Genomic DNA, 21,417 nt, shown 5'->3' with positions numbered 1-21,417 from the left:
TCAACCCACCTCCGGGCCGGCGCTGGTGCAGGATCCGCACAGCCGGTAGGCCATGAGGACGGGGCCGTGTGCGGCGCATCCGGGGTGTAGTTGCGGTGCGGTGTTGCCGCAGCGGTCGCATCGGGCGTCGGGGTCTTCGGGTGGTTTGATCAGGTCGGTGCAGGCGGGGCAGACGAGTTGGTGGGTGGCCCATGCGGCGGTGTGCGCGGCCATCGGGGAGCGGCCGATGTGCGGGCATGGGCTGCCTTTGCCCGAGAGCAGGTTGAGGGCGAACTCGTCGAACTTGGCTTTGAGCCAGGCGGCGTCGGACTGGCCGACGGCCGAGCCGGTCTGCTGGGCGTGGCGGGTCATGTAGCGACGCACGTCGGAGACCGCCGCCTGGAACTGGTCGTCATAGGCAGACTTGGCGATGTTCACGGGGAGGTCCCTTCGGAGGGGTTGAGCGGGATCGGGGACGGCGCCAGCGGCGTGCTGTCCCCGTCGATGCCGTGGTTGATCAGGGCCGAGGACGGCGGGGATGGCCGGGGCTCGGTCTGGTCGGTGGCGTAGTAGTGGCCCTTACCGTCGGTGTGGAGCTGGTTGTCGGTGGCCATCCGCGTGACGGTCTTTTTGGCCAGTTCGTAGGCGACTCCGGTGGCGTCGCTGATCTGTCGGGGGCCTTGGCCGGGTTGGTGCCGGAGGTGGGCGAGGATCGTCAGGCGGGTGTCGGGCAGGGCCAGTTCTCCGGCCGGCTGGTCGAGCAGCCGCCAGGCTCGGTGAGCGGGGTCGAAGGACAGGGCGTGCTCGGACTCGTCCACGTCCCGTCCGGTGATCAGCAGGACGCCGTCCGCTCGGCCGCGGGTCCGCCGCAGGACGGTGATCGCGTCCGCGGCGCCGGCGATCCCGTTCGTCCCGGACACGTCCGCCAGGAAGTCGTCGGACTCGGCCTTGCGGGTGTGGTGGACGAGCAGGACGGCGACGCCGTACCGGTCGGCGACGGCCTTGATCTCCCCGACCGATCGGTAGTCGGCGTCGTAGGACGACATCCCGGCTGGCCGGGGTCCGCGGACCTTGGCGAACACGTCGATCACGACCAGGCGCGCGTCGGGATGGGCGTCCAGCCATCCGGCGATCTGGTCCGCACCGCCCTGGTCGAGCGGCGGGCACTCGATCACGCAGGTCAGACCACGCGGCGCCGGGCCACCGGCAAGGACCGTCCGCAGCCGGGATTGCAGACGGCGGCCAGTGCCCTCCAGCGCCAGGTAGAGCGCTGGGCCGGGCTGAAGGTCGATTTTGCCCAGCGCCTTGCCGCCCGAGGCCACCGACACGGCAAGGTCCAGGGCAAGCCAGGACTTGCCGACCTTGGGAAGCCCGGCAAGGACGGTCACGCCCTCGGACAGAAGTCCCGGGACGGCCCAGCGCGGCGGCTCGAACGTCACCGACAGCAGATCGGCCGCGTTCCAGGAGACGGCCCGGTCCGTCTCACCCCACGCGGACTCCTCCGGCGGGACCGTCCGTCCGTCCGCATCAACTAGAGATCCGTCCGGCTCGGTGCGGTCAGCAGACAGATCGGACGCAGAACGGAACGTTCCAGGATCACTGGCCGGGCGGCGTTTCACGCTTGGCCGTCCGCCCGCCTCTGCGATCCTCCGGGACGGTCCGCGCTCGTCGCGGCCTGTCGAGACCGAGCGGGTTCGACGTCTTGCAAGTACGCCGGCGGCGGCGTTCACAGCTGCCTCATGCACCGAGCAGTTCCTTGTCGTCAGAGCATGTGCAGGTGAGGGCGTTGGACTGGGACGTGTTCAGCGCCCGGCCGTCCCGGACGATGCGGCAGGGGACGGACGCGTGGGCCTGCCGTTCTCGGCAGCTCTCGGGAGAAGCCGGAAGTCGCGGGTGGATCTCCGGGGTGGTGGTGCGCTCCGGTCCGTGTTGGACGGCGTTGTCGCAGACGGGCCGTCCCTGGACTGCGGCGTGGCGGACGCGGACGAGGAGCGAGACGAGGGTTCGGGTGACGTCTTCGTCCAGCTGGACGAACCAGTCGATCATCGACTGGTCGAAGGCGCCCAGCTCGACCCCATCGAGGGCGGCGAGCAGGACGGTCCGCCGGACTGCGGGCGGATGGGGACGGCTGGACGGACGAACCTCCAACGGCTCGTGCCACCCCGCGTATTCGGCAGAGGTGATCGGCAGGGGGCTGCTTTGCATGATCGGCGTATCGAACAAGGGAAGTCCTTCCGGATTCGGGCAGAGGGGTGTTCGACATAAAGAAGGGGGAACCGAGGGAAGAAGGTGACAGGTGTTCTTCCGGGAGATCCCGGGCGAACGGCTGCGCCGACTAGCCGGGGGCTGCTTGGCGTTTGAGTTCGGCGAGCAGTACGCCGACGCGCTCGTTGCTGACGCTCTCTCCCGCCGTTCGGAGCGCCGCCGCCAGAGTGTCCCTGGTCAGCTCGACGCCCTCCTCCGCCAGAGCCGCGGCGGCCGTCCGCCCCGCCGGCAGCAGCGCGGACAGCTCGGCCCCGGGACCAGAGCGTGACCGTCGGCTTGGTCTCGGAGACTCTTCTGCCTGCCCGGTTCCGCAGAGCGTCCCTGGCGCGGCGGCGTCGGTGCAGAGCGTTCCCGGGGCGAGTTCACCGAGCCGGTAGAGGACGCGGGCTCGCCGTGGCGCCTTCCACCTCCAGGCGATGGCACCAAAGGTGTCTTGGAGATCGGTGCGCGCCAGGATCCGGTCGCGTTCGTGACGCAAAGCTTCGGTGTAGGAGCGGATCTCCCAAAGGTTCATCCGCCGCCAGAGCTTCCACGTCGACCATGGCGCAAGGCCCCAGCGTGCGGCCCTGATCGTGTCCATGGCCTCGCCGCGCTCCAGCTTGGCGCGGTTGCGGATGATGCGGGCTCCGACCTCCACGGCAACCGCCCACAAGCTGGGCAAGATGGCGTGGGCGACCATGCCCACCGTGGTCGTCTCGGCCGCCACGTTGAGATAGATCGTCCCCGCAACCAGCGACCAGGGGATTAGGCGGAGCCATCCGACGCGCACGTCGAGCCGGGCAAGGACCAAGTCGAGCCCGGTGAACGTGAAGATCCCCAGGTCAACGGCGATCGGGAGCGTGTAGGCAAGGTTGCCGAACGACGGCTCGGCAACCTTGGCAACAGCAGCAAAGCTGTTCACAAACCCCAGAAGGGCAAGGGTCGTCACCAGCATCCCGACCAGGAACACGGCCGCGCGTTCGGCCTGGGACAAAGGACGGTGACGTCCGTCGCCCGAGATCTTGAGACGCCGATGGCCAGCCCCCACCGGCTGAACCCCCACAGCGCGCTCAACGGGTGACTCCACCCCGTTGACCTCACTGGATGTAGCGGGCATCGAGAAACTCCAATCCAGGATGCGGTGCGTACGGGGCACTGCGGGCACCCGGACGCGCTTGCGGCGCCCTCGCCAGAAAAATACAAGTTGAACTTGTATTTTGTCCAGTGGGCATCCAAAGAAGGGATCTCCTCACCGGATCGTGACGGAGCGCCTCAGCGCCTCACGCTCAGGTACCGGACCCCGGCACGATGTTCGTCGGCTTGGGCGCACGGCCCGGCCGACCCGGATGCGGACGGGATCGGTGCCAGGCGATGATCCGCGCCGGCCTCCACACCGGCGTGCGGCCGATCATCTTGTCCGGCTCGGGCATCTGGCCGCGGCTCCGGTAGCCGTTCACGGTGCCGACCTTGACGCCGATGTGGGCGGCGATATCCGGGATCGTCCACCACTCGTCGGAAGCGCTGGGACCAGGGGGCCTCTGCTCCACCTCTCCAGAACCGCTACGGCCGACGTCCGGTTGCTCCACGGCTCTACGAGTCCTCTCCGGCGATCGGCGTTCGGCTCACGATAGCCGCGCGACACGGCGCAGCTCCAGCCACGTGCCCGTCTCCTGCGACGCCCGAGTCCCGCCGACCTTGCCCAAGGTTGCTTCCCCGGCCGCTACGGGATTTGCGGCCACCTTGCCCACTGCCACTCGGAAACGAGCTCGATGCTTGCCCGAAGTTGCCCTGCGAAGGCCCCCGAATTCTTGACTCTTTCGTGATCTAGGGGCCGGTCAACAGGCAGGAGATCAGGCAAGACCAATTTTTCATCGTGGTGCTCACCGACGAAAGGAACATGGTGGACACCACTTCTGAATTCTTCCCGGCCGCACGTCGCGGAGAACCATTCGAATTCGGCGTTTTCGCCGACCTCAGCCTTGAATGGAACAACCTCCGGAACAGCGACACGGCGAACCGCACGGTCGCAGGCTGGGCTGCGGTCGAACCCGCTCTGTCCGGGCTCACCACCCTCGCGCTGATCGAGGCGGCCAAGTACAGCTCGATCGACAAGGTCGATGCGATCTTCGGCGCCTTGGTCCACCGCGCGACCGAGCGCGGGCCGCAGGGCGAACTCGCCGCGAGGATCTTGTTGCAGCTGATGCTTCCCCGCGCGGCCAAGCTCGCCGGACGATTCCGTGACGTCTATCCCGACGCGCCCGAGCGCGCCCAGCTCGCGGTCTCCTGCATGTGGACGGCGATCCGCGAGCATCCCGCGCGGATCACCCATCACATCCCGCCGTACATCGGCTGGCAGGCGCACGCGCTCATGAAGGCCGAAGCACTCGCCATGACCCAGGACATCCCAATGGGCACCCTGAGCGGCACGCCCGAGAGGGACGAAACCTGCGGCGAAGATTTCTCCAGGGATCCCCACCCCAGCGAAGAGGTCGCACGGATTCTGGAGTGGGCGGTCACTCGGAACGTGATCAGTGCCGCCGATGCCGAACTTCTGGCCACCCGGTACGGGTCGGAAGGCCACGAGACCAAGGGCTCGTGGAAGTCGGTCGGCGCTCCCCCCGACCAAGAGCTCTCACCGACCGCGATGCGCCAGCGATGCTCACGGGCCACACGCCGCCTCGCCGCAGCCGTCTCGGAATACCTCAACGAAGCCGCATGACCTCGAATACAAGACCGCTGGTCACAATCTGTCCTCGCCCGCCCTTCGTCCAGGTGTTCACGCATTCCGCACCTGAAACCGGAGGCTCGCTTGGGACCACTTTCCCAGCAACACAGATCAACACGTTCAGTGCCGCATACTCCTCGCCTCTCACCCACCGCCGTCCTCATCAGCCGGAGCGTGAGCGGTGAGTGAGATCTGGGGAGGCGGCGAAACCGACCGGGTCAAGGACCAGCTCGGCCACAAGATCCAGACGGGGATCTCGATTACCGCCGAGCTCGTGACCGCCTGGCAGCAGCACGCCGCCAGCCGCTGGCAGCAGCTGCAATACCAGGCGCAGCAGATGGACCGGGCAGCCGCCGACCGGCTCAGGGCGCAGCACCTGGCCGATGAGCCGATCATGCGGCAGGTCTGGTCCGCCCGCTGGTGGGACCGGGCCGATGAGAACGAGATCGCCGAGGTGTGGGAGGTCGCCGCCAGCTGGGCGCACGGTGATGATCCCGCCGGCGGTCGCGCGGTCGGGCGCATGCGGTCGGAGATCAGCAAGCGTTACGGCGTCGATGTGGATCCCGTGACGACCCGGGGGCCGCAGATCGTCGAGCGCCTGGCCGTCGCGACCGCTCCCACCGAAGCGGCCACGACCGAACTCCGGAAGCGCCGCGAGGCCGCGCAGGCACGCGGCGAGGACCCGGTTCTCGTGGCCAAGGCCGAACTGGTGCGCCGCGAGCTCACCGAGTCGTGGTGGAAGAGCGCCCAGGACGACGAGGTCATCGCGGTCCTGGAGCAGATGGAGGAGTGGTCGGACGGCCAGGTCAAACGCGACCTCCAAGACTGGTTCCGGCAGGTCGGCCGCGACGTTCTGGGCACCGAAAAGTTCGACGTCCTGGTCGGCAGGGCCGACGAGCCGCCTGCGGTGGAGCCGGACGCTGAGTCACCGGTGCCCGCCGTCGAGAACGAAGAGCTGATCGCGCGCCAGGACGAGGCCAACGCCAAAGACCTTGAGGCCACGGGCGACGAAGAACTGCGCGAGCAGGTCACCGCCGCCGCCCGCTCTTCCAAGGGCATCCCGCCGACCGCCCGTCTCAACGCCGGCTCCCGCCGGCGGGGCCTCGGATCCAAGAAACCCCGTCGAAGCCGTGTCCTGCGGCGTTCGGCCGACACGGAGGTCACTCGATGATCAGTCCCGCGATGGTCGGCACTGGACACGAAGATGCTGGTCACAGTGAAGTAGTCCGGCGAGAGCCCGGAACGCCGAGTGGAAATGGGATCACCGATGAACGTGTACGGGCAGCAGGCGCAGGGCTACTGGAAGCGCTGGCTTCCCGAGCGGTACGCGGCCCTGCCCGATCCCGTCGGCTACTTCGCCGAGCTGGGGGAACAGGTTCAGCGCCGCGTCGGGGATCTGTGGGACGGCCTGGTGATCGCGGATCGGGCACCCGAGCGGGAGAGTCACGCCGACCGGGTGGGTCGGCTCGCCGCGTTGAAGCGGCAGGCGGAGGAGATCGTGCTGGCAGAGCTGGTGTTCCTGCCGCCCGAGCCCGGCGCGGAGCCGATCGAGGAATCCGGGTTGGAGCCCGACGACTCGTTCTCCGAGCGGCTGGCGGACTTCGACGCGCGGCAGCAGTGGCGCAGCCAGACCAGCGATGCGCTGCTGGACGACCGGCTGACGCTCGACGATCTCACCGACGCCGAACTGCGGGACATCGTGGACTACCTGTCGCCGGAGTTCCTGCTGGCCTTCGGCACCTCCGTGGAGGAGCTGCGTGCCCGGGGCCGCTTGATCTGATCTCGGGCGCTCGCCCCTGGAGCAATGCCTTCTCCGGCGGTGCGGCTTGAATAGCCGGTTCCGTCCGGGCGGCCAAGACGACCTGGCACCGTCCGGCCCGAAGATCCGAATCCGCGCCAACATCGCCACGATCGAGACGGTCCGCGCACTCCAGGCTGAGGGTCGTCCCGCCACGGCGGACGAGCAGGCGGTGCTGGCGAGGTGGAGCTCGTGGGGCGCCGTCCCGAACATCTTCGACGAGGACGCAGCCGACCTCGCCCCGGAGCGGGCGAAGCTGCGCGACCTGCTCACCGACGACGAGTGGTACGCCGCCGTCGCGACGACCCGCAGCGCGCACTACACCGACGCGTCCCTGGTCCAGCCGATCTGGGAAGCCCTGCGCAAGCTCGGGTTCGAGCGCGGCCGGGTCTTGGAGCCCGGATGCGGCAGCGGGAACTTCATCGGCTTCGCACCCGAAGGCGCGAACGTCACGGGGATCGAGCTCGATCCGCTGACGGCAAAGGTCGCCGCCGCCCTGTACCCCGACGCCACTGTGCGGTCGGAGTCGTTCGTGGATACCCGACTGCCCGAGGGCTATTTCGACCTGGTGGTCGGGAACGTTCCCTTCGACGAGATCAGCCCCACGGACCCGATCCACAACCCGCTGGGCCTTTCGCTGCACAACTACTTCATCACCAAGTCCCTCAACCTCGTCCGGCCGGGCGGCCTGGTGGCGGTCCTGACGTCGCGCTACACCTTGGACGCCAAGGGCCGGCCCAACCGGGCGCGTGCCGAGATCGCCGCCATGGCCGATCTGGTCGGCGCGGTCCGGCTGCCCGAGGGCGCGCACCAGCGCGCGGCCGGCACCGACGTGGTGACGGATCTGCTGCTTCTGCGGCGTCGCGAGCCCGGACGCGAACCGGGCGGAGCCGACTTCGCCGAGCTATCGTCCGTGGACGCCCGAGGCGGTCCCTACGCGGTCGTGAACTCCTACTTCGCGCGCAACCCCCGCATGGTCCTCGGCGAGCACGCCATCACCAGCGGGCCGTTCGGATCCCGCCAGACCGTCGAACCCACCGCGGGAACTGACCTCCCGGCCGCGCTGACCGACGCCCTGGACCTCATCGTCGCCGAGGCCAACCAGCACGGCCTGCGGATGTCGGGCGTCAACGACCGGCAGCGCGCCGAGGTCGACGGCAAGGCCGAACGGATGCGGGAGGCCCGCGCACGGTTCGGGTCCGACATGGCCCGGTTCGAGGGCACGATCCTCGACAACGGTGACGGGACCTTCTCCGCTCTCCACGGCGGTGAGATCGTCGCGCACCCGTGCCCGAGCACGCAGGTCGCCGAGCTGCGCGCGTTGATCGGGCTCCGCGACGCCTACGTCGCGCTGATCGAAACCGAGACCGCGGCGACCGAGCACGGACACGGCGAAGACCAGCTCGACAGCCTTCGCGCGACGCTCAACCAGCGGTACGACGCCTACACCACCCGCTTCGGGCTGCTCAACCGGGTGACGGTGAACAAGTCCGGGCACAAGAGCCGCCCCGGACAAGGCGGCTTCAAGCACGATCCCTACGCCGCTGGCGTCTACGCCTTGGAGGACTTCGACTTCGAGACCGGCGTCGGGCGCAAAGCCTCGATCTTCACCGAGCGCGGCATAAGTCCCCGCATCGCGCCGACCTCAGCGGACACCCCGGAAGATGCCATCGCGATCTGCCTGGGCGAGCACGGCGAAGTCCGCCTGGAGACGATCGCCCGGCTACTCGGCTCGGCGGACCTGGAGCAGACGCGCCGGGCGCTTGGGGAACTGGTCTATGACGAGCCGGGCACGAGCCGGCTCGTGCCCGCCGCCGAGTACCTGTCGGGTGACGTGCGCGGCAAGCTCGCCGAGGCCGAAGTGGCGGTTCTGTCCGACCAGGACGGCCGCAAGTATCAGGCGAACGTCGCCGCACTGCGAGAGGTCCTGCCCGAAGACAGGACGCCGGGCGAGATCGACGTCCGCTTCGGCGCGCCCTGGATCAGCCCCAAGCACTACGAAGAGTTTCTCCAGGAGATCCTCAACACCCCGAGAGTCACCGTCACACGGTCGGTCGCCTCGAACTGGAAGATCGAAGCTCCACCCGGAGTCAGGGATAGCAAAGCCGCCACCGAGGTCTATGGGACCGGGTACCGGGATGCGATCAATATCGCGCAGCGCATGCTGCGCGGCTCGGCGCTCCTGGTTTCACCTGGCACCGGCGAGCCGGGCGAGACCCCGCAGATGAAGCGCGCTCGCCGCCGGGCGGCGGCCCGCGCGACCGAAGAGGTGCAGACCAAAGCCGACGAACTTAACCGGCAGTTCGTCGACTGGCTATGGCGTGACGGCTCCCGCACCGTCGAGTTGCTGCGGGTCTACAACAAGCGGTTCAACTCCCATGTCGTGCGGGAGTACGACGGGAGCTACCTTCGGCTGCCGGGCCTGTCGGACCGGTACACGCTGCGTCCTCACCAGCTGGCCGCCGTCGCCAGGGCTCTCACCGAGCCGGGCGCCGTCTTCGACCACGAGGTCGGATTCGGCAAGACCCTGGAACTGATCGTCACCGCGATGGAAATGCGGCGGCTCGGGATCGCACGCAAACCGTGCATCGTCGTACCGAACCAGGTCCTCGCCCAGTTCCGCGCCGACTTCCTCAAGGCGTACCCCAACGCCCGCGTCCTGGCCGGCGCGGAGGAGGACTTCAAGACGCCGGAGCTGCGCAAGCGGTTCGTGTCCCGGATCGCCAACGGCGACTGGGACGCGGTGATTCTCTCCGAATCAGTGTTCGAGCGCATCCCCATGAGCGCGCGCGGCCAGGAGCGCTACATCCGCGACCAGACCCAGGACGTGCGCGAAGCCATCGGGCGGGCGGCGGCCGACGGCGCCAACAGGCGCTTCATCAAGCAGATGCAGGGCGAGCTGGACCGGCTCACCGAGCGCCTGAAGAAGGCCATGGTCAAGGCCAGTGACTCGGGCATCGCGTGGGAACAGACCGGCATCGACGGGATCCTCAAGGACGAGTTCCACCGCAATTCCAACCTCTACACCCCGACGCACAACCAGGAACTACGGCTCAACGCGTCCTCGCGGGCCTCGGACCTGGAGATGAAGCACCACCACACCCGCCGCGTCTACAGCCCGAGGGCTTTGGTCGGCGCGTCCGGCACGCCGGTGCCCAACTCGATGGTGCAGTCCTACGTCGCCCTGCGCCTCTACCGGCCCGACTTGCTGGAACACCAGGGCGTGAAGGACTTCGACTCCTTCCGCGGCCAGTACATGCGCAGCGAGACCGCCGTGGAGGTGTCGGTCACCGGCACCGTCCGCGTCAAAGAGCGGATCTCCAGCTTCGACAACAGGCATGACTTCGCCCGGCTCTGGCAGACCATGGCCGACGTCAAGACCAGCGACGACATCAAGCTGGACGTCCCTCCGCTGATCGGCGGCGGCCCCGAAACCGTCATCGTCCCGGCGAGTGACGCCGACCGCGCCTTTATGGCCTCGCTGGACGCCCGGATGGATCAGATCCAGCTCGGCGAGGTCGAGCCCGATGAGGACAATCCGCTCCTGGTCACCAACCACGGACGGATGTACGCCCTCGATCCCCGCATGATGGACCTTCCCTTCGGGCCGCCCGGCACCAACAAGACCGAGCTCGCCGCTGACCGGATCCACGGGATCTACCAGGAGCACCAGAACGCCGTCTACAAGGACCTGGTCACGGGTGAACCGCTCCCTGTCCCCGGCGCCCTCCAGCTCGTCTTCGCCGACCTCGGCACCCCGTCGCCGGAGGCGCGCAGAGACGGCAAGTTCATCGTCTACGAAGCGCTGCGCGACGAGCTCGTGGAGCGGGGGATCCCGCGCGAGCGGATCCGGTTCATCCAGGACTGCAAGACCAGCCGCGAAAAGGAAGAGCTCTTCAAGGACTGCCGGTCCGGCAAGGTCTCGGTGATCATGGGCTCCACCGACAGCCTCGGCACCGGCGTCAACATCCAGTACTTCGCGGTCGCGACCCACCACCTGGACGGCCACTGGAAGCCGGCGGGCATCGGCCAGCGCAACGGGCGCGTCCCCCGCCAGGGCAACCAGAACACCGAGGGCGTGCGCGAGCTCCGCTACATCAAGGAGTACTCGGTCGACGCCTACATGTGGCAGACCGTCCAGCGCAAACTCCGCTCGCTCCTCCAGCTCCGGACCGGACGCGACGTCGGTGAGGACGTCGAGACCGACCTGGAGAAGGACTACCTCACGGCCAACGAGCTCAAGGCCATCGCCAGCGGCAACCCGCTCCTGATGGAGAAGACCGCCGTCGACGAGAAGGTCCGCAAGCTCGAAGCCTCCCAGACGAGCTGGCAGCGCACCCGCGCGCACCTGTCGCACGTCGTCAGCACCGCCGATGCCAACCTCGCCGCAGCACGCCGCAAGGTCGAAGCCGTCGAGACCGCCATCGCGCAGCGCATCGACACCAAGGGCGACGCCTTCCGCATGCGGATGCGCAACGGCAACACGGCCACAACCCGCAACGACGCCGCAGAAGCCCTCCGCCGCCAGCTCGCGGAACTGCGATCACAGACCCGAAACCGCAGAGAGACCGCCAGCCCCATCACCACGATGGGAGTTCTCGGCGGTCTCACGGTGACCGCCGTGCTCGACCTCCGACAGGACACGGCCGCCTTCACCATCGCCGATCTCCCGGACAGCAAGGTCTTCATCGGAGACCTGCTCGACCTGCTCCGCGCCGAGAAGCCGCCGCACGGCCTCATCCAGCGGCTGGAGAATCAGCTCGCCCGCCTGAACGAGATCCACGCGGCCGTGTCCGAGCAGGTGGACCGGCTCATCATCGACGTCGAGCGCGCCAAGGACGGACTGGAGAAGCCGTTCGATCAGGCAGCGGAGCTGTCCCAGGCCCGCGCTGAGCAAGGCCGTCTCCAAGCAGCGATCGACAACGAGGCCGGCGCCGGCACCGAGACGTATGTTCCGGACGAATCCGCTGACGTCGATCCGACGGACAGCGCCTTCGCCGACGCGCTCGCGATGACGAGAACGACCCAAGCCGACCACGTGACCGCCGGAACGAACGACGACGCTTCCGACCTGATCCGCAGCACCATCGGCGACGCCTCACCGAACGTCGGCGCCCCGGCGATGCCGCCACCGGCCGCCGAGCCGACCGGCGCGGACGAGAACGACCGTCAAGGGGAAACGGCCGCCTCAACCACCCCGGCGCAAACCACCACGGAGCCCTCAGGTCCCGCGCCCGCGCGGGACGTGCCGTCCACGTCGCCGGAGGTCGAGTTGCCCACCGGATCGCCCTACCGCAACATGCGTGCGCTCAAGCAGCAGATGCGGACGGTCGTCCAGGTGGGCAATGCCCTCGGCAGGGTGCCCGCCTGGAAAACGGCCATGGCCTCGCCCCCGGACCGCCATCGCCGCGAGAAAAGTCTCGACCGGGCGCATCAGCGGATCAAGAACATGGTCGCGACGCTGGAGGCGTCGGCGGCGGCCGGCGACGAACTCTGCGAAGCGGCCACCGACCTGGTCGGTCAAGCCCAGCTCATCAGGGACGCGCCCAGCACGCACGGCCCGGTCCTGGCGATGGTCACCGAGCTGGCCAGGGTGTCCTCCCACTTCGCTGCCGACCTTCAGGCGACGCGGAACACGCCACGCGTGTGGGCCTCAATCTTCCCCGGCGCCGCGCCTGAGTCGACAGCTCGCACGGCGAACGCTTCGGAACCTGCGCAAGCTCCGGCCTCCCCCGGTCAGGGCACCACCGAAGAGGCCGATGTCAGCGCTCTGGAAAGCCCGTCCGGCTCGACGCAGGACGCCCCCGAGTCGTCCAACGCCCCTTCCGCCGACCAGCAGCGTCCCATGACCGAAATGGAGGAGTCCGTGGCCTCGCCGGTCGAACCGTCCCTGGTGATCGAGCACCATCACAGCGGCACCCTGGTCAAGGGCACCGAACGCGGCGATCGTGCCCTGATCGACCTGCTCAAGGGTCACGGGTTCCGGTGGTCCGGGAACATCGAAGCGTGGTACCTGCGGCGCGGAACCTCCTACGACCGGCGCGATCGTGTCGTCCGTGAGCTGTCCGGCGACCTGGAGCGCGCGGGACGAGCGTTCCGGCTGGACGCCGCCGCGCCGCCGAGCGCGAGCCCGACCGTCGAGATCTCCCCGACCGTCCCTTACAACAACCACATCGGGGTGTACGCCGACGTCTCGTCAGTCGTCTCCAGCTACGTCCGATTCGCCAAGACCCCGGCCGGGAAGCGACTGCTTGGCGCGACCGGTGATGCGCGTCGTCCCGATGCGGAAGAACTCCGGATCGCCAGCATGGAGGCTCCGGGGGCTTCCAGGCTGAAGGGACTCCCGATCGACGCGGTGGCCGCGAGGCACGTGCGGCTGGCGAAGGCGGCGCGCACGCTGGCCGACAACCTGGAGGCCGAGCGGTACCGCGCTCCGGCCATGCGTGAGCACCTGTCCGCGCTCGCGCAGGCCGCCGAGACGCTGGCCGGTCGGCTTCTCGCCACGGCACGTGACGACCGGTGGGAAAGCCTCTTCCACGAGGGATCGCGTGCTGCGATGCAAGGGGCTTCCGCTGAGCAGTCGGCCGCAGCCAAGCCGACCTCGCAGCCCGCACCGGACACCCCGACCGAAATCGGCGACGGCCCCGCCGCCGCCACCTCGAAGTCCGCTCCGGCGGCGCGTGAGCAGGACCCGGCTGCGGCGACGGATCCCGATTGGCAGGAAAAGGCCCAGCAGCGGTGGGTCCAGCTGTTGAGCTACTCCATCAGGGGAGATCTGCGCGGCCTTCGCGGCGCTCACCAGGCCGATCAGCAGCGATTCCGTATGGTCTGGGACGAGTCGTGGCGGACGGCGGCCACCCTCGAATCGCTCGGCGAGATGTGGGTCGTGTCCGCGAGCTGGGCCATGGGCGACGAACCCGGCGCTCAGCGCGCCGCGCGCCGCATCCAGCAGGAGATCCAGGACCGGTTCGGTCGCCGGCTCGACGTCCAGGTGCGCGACTCCCGGCTGGCCGAAGACCTCGCGGCACCGCTGACCGGAGGCGTGGCGGCCCCGGCAGGGGTCTGGAGCCAGAAGATCAAAATCCGTGACGACCTGGTGCGGCCCCAGGTGACGGGCACCGAGTTCCAGGGCGATCCTCCCCAGATCCGCGAAGCCCTCAAAGCCAACCGATTCAGGTGGCAGAAGGGTGCGGGAGGCGCCGAGGGCCACTGGGAGTACGGCGGGGCACCGGCGAACCGGGCCAAGGCTGTGGCCGCGCTGCGCGCGGTGCTGGCCGAACTCGACGAGCTCGCGGCGTCCGAAACCGCCAAGGGCAAGTTCCCTCCGACCCTGCAGCAAAAGGCGATCATCGACCACATCGTCAGCGGCAAGGAACTGCGGGTCCTCGCCCTCGCCGGAACGGGCAAGACGAGCACGATGGTCGCCGTCGCCGAGGCCCTGCCCGGCAAGAAGATCACCTACATCGCCTTCAACCGGACGATCGCCGACGAAGCCCGCGGCAAGTTCCGCAAGGGCGTCACCGTCGTCACGTCCCACGGCCTGGCCTTCCGCGGACTCCGCGCCGAGGGGACCTACACCGACAAGCTCCAGCACGTCCGCAAGGGAGCATCGTCGGACGCCGACGTGGCCAGGATCCTCGGCATCCAGGAGCTGAAGGTCGGTGGCGGCAACCCTGACGATCCTCTGATCACCTACTCGCCCAGGGAACTCGCTCGATGGGCGATGAGCACGGTCAAAGCCTTCCGGGAGAGCGCGGCGACGGCCATCGGGCCCGAGCACCTGCCCAAGGGACTGCTCGACCGGGCGCCCGTCGGCCAGCGGGTTCTCAGCTACGCCCAAGCGGCCTGGGCCGACATCACCAACCCGGGCAATGCCGCGCTTCTCGTCCCCAAGCGCGACGGTGACCGTCCGGCCGCGATCAGGTTCGGCGACGACGATTACCTGAAGATCTACGCGCTGAGCCGCCCGAAGATCGACGCGGACCTGATCATTTTCGATGAGGCCCAGGACATCAACCCCATCACCGCGGCCTTGGTCCAGAGCCAGAGCGCCCAAACGGTCGTCGTCGGCGACTCCCACCAGTCGATCTACGGTTTCCGAGGCGCGGTCGACGCCATCAGCACCTGGCCGGCCCCCGCCCTCCCGATCACCAAGTCGTGGCGGTTCGGACCCGCCGTCGCCGAACTCGGCAACATGTTCCTCCGGCACCTGAACGCCGACCTGGTCCTGGAAGGCAATCCCGACCTCGACTCCCGGATCGTCAACGAGCACAACCGGCCCCGCACCGACGCCGTCCTGTGTCGGACGAACTTCGGCGCGATCAACGCCATCGACGCCGGACTCTCGGCGGGACGCCGCGTCGCCCTCGCCGGCGGCGGCAACGAACTCATCGACGTCGCCAAGGCCGCCCAGACCTTGAAAGAGGGCGGCCGGACCAGGCACCCGGACTTCGAGCAGTTCGAGACCTGGCAGGACGTCCTCGACCACGTCGAACAGCACCCCGAGGACAAGGGCCTGGCCACGTTCGTCGCCCTCATCGAACGCAAGTCGCCCGAAGGGCTCCTGCGTCTCCTCGGAGAGCTGATCCCCGAAGACGCACAAGATGCTGCCGGCGACACGAAGCTCGTCGTGTCCACCGCCCATAAGGCCAAGGGGCGCGAATGGCCCAACGTCGTGATCGCCGACGACTTCCGCGGCCCCCAGACCGTGACCGACGAGGACGGCAACGAGACCACGGTCCTGCCCGAACCGGAAGAGCTCCGGCTGTCGTACGTGACCGTCACCCGCGCGCAAAACTCGCTCGACCTGGGCAGCCTGGCCTGGATCAAAGACCATCCCGCCCAACCTCAGCAGCCCGAGCCGCACGTCGGGACGGCCGCCGACATCGACGCCGTTGTCGAGCAGGCGGAGCACGATTCGCCCGAGGACGAGCCCGAACCGGTGGTCACCACTGAGGCCCCGGCAACCACCGAGACGGTTCCGGCCGAGGTCACGCCCGATGCCGAAAAGAGCTTCGAGTATCCCGAACTCGTCATCGAGCACCACGCCGACGCGACGATCATCCATCGGGTCTACGAGGACGCCCAGCTCCACACCTGGCTCGGGAACCAGGGATTCTCTCCGCTGCCGGACGACCCCACCTGCTGGGACATGCCCTCGCGGTACACGATCGGTACCCGAGGAAGAAGGCTCGGCGTTCTCCTGCGCCTGCTCACCAACAACGGACGCCCGGCGTCCACGATCGACCACCCTTACGAACCGCCATCGAGCGATCCCGAAACGACGCCAGCGAAGCCTGCCGACCTCCCGGAAGCGGAGTACGGCCGATCTTCGAAGCCTTACCAGCCGGTGTTCCAGATCCACCCCTTCACTCACCCGAGCGAGATTCCCGCGGGCTTCACGTCCGGCGCGCTGACGGTCACCTCCGATCAGCTGTTCACAGTCCTCCTGCGTCTGAAGGGAACCGTCAAGTACACCCCCGGCAGGGCCGTTGCGCGCTGGGGGCTGGGCGACGCCGCTTTCGCGGCTGTGGCCCTCACCGCGCAGGAAGCCCGCCAGGCCGAAATCTCTTCTGAGCCGGAGATCCCCGGCGAACGTGGCGACTACCTGGATGAGAGCACGATCGCGGCCGTCCAGTACCTGACGGCGCGAGCACTGGACGACGCGAGCCTGCTGTTCGCGGCATCGCAAACGACGCTTCCCGATTTCACCTACCGCGTGGTGGGACGTTGGCTGCTACGCCAGACGCAACTCGATCCCTCGCTGCCCGAGGTGTTCAAGAACCACTTCAGCACGAGGATGAAAGACCAACTCGACATCATGGAGTTGGTGGGATTCCGCGTCCATGAGACGGCGCGGCTGGCCGAAGCGCCCATCCCAGCCGCCGACCAGGAGCCGATGACCGCGGTCGAGCAGGCCGAAGACGAGGTCATGCGTCGGCTCTCCGAAGCAGGCATCGACTTCACCGCGAGACACCACGCGAAGAACGGTCCCTCCCTCACCGTCCGGCACGACGGCGGAATCTTCCTGCTCACCCCAGCCGAAGCTGCGAGCCGCTTCCTCGGCGCCACGCCCGCGCCCGATGGCGAACCGGACGCCTTGTTCTCGCTGAGCCCGACGCCCGAGACGCCGGCGGAGGCTCCGCTCCTCTCCGTCACTCCGCTGCGGACGGCGGACATCGCGCGAGCGCTGAGGCTCATGGAGCCTCGACTTCACAGGCGCCTCGCGGCGAACGCGCTCGGGACGAACGAGCAGGTCGAGCGGTCATCGGGCACCACCGCCAGCGGCGGACTGTCGGTGAGCAGGGACCCCAAAGGCGTGGAAATCAGGATCCACGAAAGGCCCGAAACACGATCGGGGAGACTGACGTGGAAGAAGGTCGCGGCCTGGCTGCGGCCCGGGGTCGATCCCGACACCTATCGCCTCCTTGAAGCCGCGGCCCTCGGAGAGAGTCGCTTCTACCGGGAAACCGGCTTCGCCGTGATCGGCGAGCGTGAACTCAGTCGGGCCGCAGAACGGGAACTCATGGCGATCGGCGCCACCGTACGCGACTCGATGATCTCGGCGGCGGCTTCGTTCCACGAGACCGGACGGGCCGTGAGCAAGGTTCAGCCCACCGAGTTGGCCGTCCTCGCACAGCGCGTATCCGACCTCGTGTCCGTGCTGCCCCCTCAGGACGAACGGATCCTTCCCAAGCCCGCGACGGATCTCGTGGCCGGAGACGTGATCTTGCTGCCCCGGACCGAGCGTCTTCTCATCGTGACCGGAGTCGAAGTCCGTGACGGGGCGGTCGAAGTATCCGGCCACCACCACGACGCCGTGCGCCAGACCGTGCATGTCCACCATTACGAGCCCGGTAGCGACGCCCCAGTACTCACGCTGCCCGGCTCGCTGAAGGAACTCATCCAATCCGAGCAGAGCGTAGGCACCCCGCAGGACAAAATCCCCGGAAACACCGCACCGAAGCGTCAGACCGAGTCCATCGAAGCTCAGGAGCTTCCAACCCCAGCCGCTCCGCCTGAGCAGGATTCGGAGGAGGCCGAAACCGTCTCCGGTCCGTCGCCCGAGCCGCTGCGGCCCGAAGACATCGCCCGCGGTCTCGCCGAACTCTCGATCGGGGACGTCGTGCTGTTGTGCGCCATGGCCAGCCGAACGAAGGCGTCCTCGCGGATCAACCGTGGCGGCAGCCTGCGCGGCAACCTCCAGGTGGACTGGGATCGCAAAGGGCTGACGATCGAGGTCTACGGCCGTCCCGCCCACCGCGAAGGAAAGCTGACCTGGAAGCAGGCCGCCGACTGGCTCCGGCCTGGACTTCATCCCGAGCGTTTCCAGTTGCTTCGGGACGCCTACACCGCCGACAGGCGCTTCGTCATCGCGGCAGGGTTCGACGTTCTCGGACAGGAAGACTTGAGGAAGCAGGCCGAGCAGGAACTCTTCGGGATCGCGCAGAAGACCAAAAGCGCTGTGCTAGCGGAAGCCCGCGCCTTCCACGAGACCGGCCGTGTTCCCGATGACGAGATCGTCAGGGACGAGGTCGCCGAACCTGAACAGCGGATCCGGGACCTGGTGTCGGTGCTGCCTCCAGTCGGCGAGCACCTTCTCCGCAAGCCGGTCGCGGAGCTCACCGCCGGGGACGTCGTCGAACTCCCCAACTGGCAGGGCCGCCCGCTCATCGTGACCGATGTCGAACGCCTGGACGGCGTCGCCCGGGTCTCCGGTTACTACCCGGCTGATCGTGTTCCCGAGCTCCGCACCTACGACTACCCCGAGGAAGGCAACGCGGCCCTGTTCGTCCTGCCGGGCTCACTCAAGCAGGTCATGGGCGTCGAGCCTACTCAGGCTTCCGAGCCCGAGGAACTCTTCGAGGAAGATCGGCAACGACAGTATCTGGACGACTACCAGAATTCGCTTCCACCTCGGAACGCCGAGGCGGAAGCCGCGTATTCAAAGTGGGCGGCAATGGACGCCGAAGCGGAAGCCGATGAAGCCCAGCAGGACTCCAACGACGGCACCGACGCCGATGCCCCCCTTGAGGAAATCGACACACCGCCTGCCGGCGAACAACCAGCCGCCGATGCAGCCTTCGGCGACCTGGCCACCGTGCTGAACGAGATATCCGAAGACGCCGCGCTGGAACGCGACCCCGACCCCGAACCTGTCTCGGGCAATGCTCCTCCGGCCGTCGAAGCCAGCTGGGAAGCCTTGAACGAGGTCTATTGGTGGAACGACGGGTCCCAGCCCACACACGGGACGTACTTCGACAGCCCGCCTCCAGCGGACATCACCGACGGCAGCACCGAGCAGCCCACCGAGCCGTCCGAGCAGGCGGAGCGCGAAGCCCAGCCCGCACCCGACGGCCTGGACGAACTCGCCCCCGAAATGGAAGAAGTGGCCAAGCTGGAAAGCTGGTACCGCGACACACCCCAATGGCAGCACATCCGCCAGGTGTGGAAGGCCACCCAAACGTTCTTCAACGCGGTCAAGGACGCGGCCAAGGGCTACTGGAAGCAGGTCCGCGCAGACGCGCGCAGCCGAGGTTGCCTCTCCATAGTGGCGGCAAGAGCAGCGCGCAGCATCGCCGGGGCCGCCGGCAGTCTCGCGCGTCTCCTGGAGTGGGCGGGACAACGCGATTCCCGCCCGTGGCGTGCGACGCGGAGGCTCCACCGGTCTTCCGCGGACTTCGCCGACCAGCTGATGGGCTACCTCCCCGCAGGACGCACCCTGCGCAGCCTCCAAAGCGTTCACACGGCGCTGTCCGAACTACGGGAACGTTCCATCGCTCCGCTAGCGTTCCTTGGGTTTCCGGGCCGCGAGCTCAACAAGGTGGACCAGGCGATCACGGATCTCAACGGGACTTCGCTCGGCGCCCTTGGAGACCACCCTGCACTGCACACGATCAACACCCTGTGGACAAAGACCCGGCATACCGCCAACGTCCTATCGAACAGCGGCAAGACCCTGCTGGCGGACGCGCAGGTGCTCGGCCATGCCACGGCCGTGTGGGTCCGCGTTTGCGAGATCGTCTCCGACGGCGCAAGCGGGATGCTCAAGCGCACGGACCCCGGTGAGCGAGACACCCTGCGCTGGAACGCCTTGCGGGTCCTGCGCCACGCGGCAGAGCAGTACATCGCTCAAGCCCGCGGCGAGCTGCCCTTCGGCACACGAGTTCCGCTGGGAACATTCGACCCGCCCGCACCGACCGTTTCACCCAAGATCGCGCCCGACCCGAACGACGTCAAGGTCGCCGGTGCCGTGGATGCCGATCTTTCCGAGGCTCGGATGGCGGTCGGGTTTTTGGCCCAGATGGACGCCCGGCAGCTCCTCCAGACAAAAGGGGCCGGCGCGTCCGATGTAGTCCGTCCCCTGGCGCAGACCGTAGAAGCGGTCGAGCAGGTGGACCGGTGAGCGCGGCGTCCGCCAAGAGCTCGCGCGACGTACTCCTGCGCATCCACCGCGATGCGCAGGAGTACCTGCGCAACCAGTTCGCCATCAGCTGGGGCCCTCGCTACCTCGCCAGCCGAGGCTTCACCGAGGTGATCACCCAGACCTGGGCGATCGGCTACGCGCCGGGCAATGGCACCGCCCTCTTCAACCACCTGTGCGCGAAGGGCCACACGGTCGAGCAGCTTCAGGACGCCGGCCTCGTCGTCATCACCCGGACGGGTCGCCCGATCGACCGGTTCCGGGACCGCATCACAGCACCGGTCCTGGATGAGGACGGCCATATCGTCGCCTTCATCGGACGCGCTTCTCCGGCTGCGCCACCGAGCACCCCTAAGTACCTCAACAGCCCTAACTCCGACCTGTACCGGAAGCACGAGATCCTCTTCGGCCTCGCGCAAGCCGAGAGCCGTCTCGCCGTCGGCGCTCAGCCCGTCCTGGTCGAAGGCCTCTGGGACGCCATCGCCGTCAGCACCGACTACCGTTTCGCGGGCCTCGCGCCCTGCGGTACCGCCCTCACCGCACACCACGTCGACGCCCTGGCCCGCCGCGCACCAGTCCGGGATCTCGGCGTCATCGCCGCCTTCGACTCCGACCCGGCCGGCCACCGGGCGATGCTGAGCGCCTACGAGAAGCTGACCTCGGTCACCGATCACACATATGCGGTCCGTCTCCCGCCCGGACGCGACCCCGCCGACCTGCTCCAGATCGGCGGGCCGGACTACGTCGCCAACGCGCTGGACGGGCTCTCGCATTTGGCGGATTTCGTGGTCGACGCCGTCTTGGACCAAGCCGCTACAGCGCCGGACGGCTACCGGCCGCTCGACCACGCCGAGGGACGCCTGCATGCTCTCCGCGCCAGCACAGCCGTCCTGATCGGAAAACCGGCAGCCGACGTCCACCGCCAGATCCGCCGCATCGCCGAACGTCTCGGCGAAACCGTGCCCACGGTCATGGCGGCCTATGTGGATAACCCCCGACGCGAAATCGACCTTGCGTCCACCGGCCTACCAACCTCTCGCCAGGCGCTTCTTCGCTCGTTCGACAGGACCGCCGCGACCGACGACCGGCGCGCCCTATCAGCACGCCCTCGATCGCCGGACCTGGCCCCCAGCCGCTGACCAAGTCCGTTCTGCCTTGGCGTGGAGCCAATGGCCCAGACCTCTTTTGAACGGACGCGGTTTGGGCCTGCGCATGCCCGCGAGCACGAACACGCTTGTTGAACTCGAC

At 68.2% G+C, this 21,417-nt stretch carries 10 protein-coding genes; 5 read left to right on the top strand and 5 right to left on the bottom strand.

Annotated features, from left to right (window positions below; translation table 11 throughout):
- The 5 genes from GQ466_RS16595 to GQ466_RS16575 all read right to left on the bottom strand — a co-directional run bounded on the left by GQ466_RS16595 (window position 1) and on the right by GQ466_RS16575 (window position 3,809).
- Entirely contained in the window at window positions 1-417 is a 417-nt protein-coding gene (locus GQ466_RS16595; protein ID WP_161103719.1) for a hypothetical protein, read from the bottom strand.
- Window positions 414-1,598, bottom strand: coding sequence for an AAA family ATPase (locus GQ466_RS16590; RefSeq protein WP_202420470.1), 1,185 nt, complete (start codon window positions 1,596-1,598; stop codon window positions 414-416). The genes GQ466_RS16595 and GQ466_RS16590 overlap by 4 nt, the downstream gene beginning before the upstream one ends.
- A 118-nt stretch (window positions 1,599-1,716) precedes the next feature.
- Complete coding sequence (locus GQ466_RS16585; RefSeq protein ID WP_161103718.1) at window positions 1,717-2,184, bottom strand: hypothetical protein; 468 nt, start codon at window positions 2,182-2,184, stop codon at window positions 1,717-1,719.
- Window positions 2,185-2,314: 130 nt separating this feature from the next.
- Window positions 2,315-3,217, bottom strand: coding sequence for a DUF2637 domain-containing protein (locus GQ466_RS16580; RefSeq protein WP_161103717.1), 903 nt, complete (start codon window positions 3,215-3,217; stop codon window positions 2,315-2,317).
- A 292-nt stretch (window positions 3,218-3,509) separates the two neighbouring features.
- Complete coding sequence (locus tag GQ466_RS16575) at window positions 3,510-3,809, bottom strand: helix-turn-helix transcriptional regulator (protein ID WP_161103716.1); 300 nt, start codon at window positions 3,807-3,809, stop codon at window positions 3,510-3,512.
- 287 nt (window positions 3,810-4,096) lie between these two features.
- Between GQ466_RS16575 and GQ466_RS16570 the strand changes: the two genes are divergently transcribed.
- The 5 genes from GQ466_RS16570 to GQ466_RS16550 all read left to right on the top strand — a co-directional run bounded on the left by GQ466_RS16570 (window position 4,097) and on the right by GQ466_RS16550 (window position 21,308).
- Window positions 4,097-4,942 carry a hypothetical protein gene (locus GQ466_RS16570; RefSeq protein ID WP_161103715.1) on the top strand — a complete coding sequence of 282 codons (846 nt, stop codon included), beginning with the start codon at window positions 4,097-4,099 and terminating at the stop codon, window positions 4,940-4,942.
- A 187-nt stretch (window positions 4,943-5,129) separates the two neighbouring features.
- Window positions 5,130-6,119 carry a hypothetical protein gene (locus GQ466_RS16565; RefSeq protein ID WP_161103714.1) on the top strand — a complete coding sequence of 330 codons (990 nt, stop codon included), beginning with the start codon at window positions 5,130-5,132 and terminating at the stop codon, window positions 6,117-6,119.
- 96 nt (window positions 6,120-6,215) lie between these two features.
- The gene (locus GQ466_RS16560) at window positions 6,216-6,728 is read left to right on the top strand and encodes a hypothetical protein (protein WP_161103713.1); all 513 of its coding nucleotides are present in this window, start codon (window positions 6,216-6,218) and stop codon (window positions 6,726-6,728) included.
- Window positions 6,729-6,774: 46 nt separating this feature from the next.
- On the top strand, window positions 6,775-20,151 hold the full coding sequence (locus GQ466_RS16555) for a UvrD-helicase domain-containing protein (protein WP_161103712.1): 13,377 nt from the start codon (window positions 6,775-6,777) through the stop codon (window positions 20,149-20,151).
- Entirely contained in the window at window positions 20,148-21,308 is a 1,161-nt protein-coding gene (locus tag GQ466_RS16550; RefSeq protein ID WP_161103711.1) for a toprim domain-containing protein, read from the top strand. Before GQ466_RS16555 ends, GQ466_RS16550 begins: the two co-directional genes overlap by 4 nt.
- The last annotated feature ends 109 nt before the right edge of the window (window positions 21,309-21,417 follow it).

The sequence above is a fragment of the Actinomadura rayongensis genome (assembly GCF_009831215.1).
In the GTDB taxonomy this organism is placed as follows: Bacteria; Actinomycetota; Actinomycetes; order Streptosporangiales; family Streptosporangiaceae; genus Spirillospora; species Spirillospora rayongensis.
This window is presented reverse-complemented; position numbering and strand designations above follow the sequence as displayed.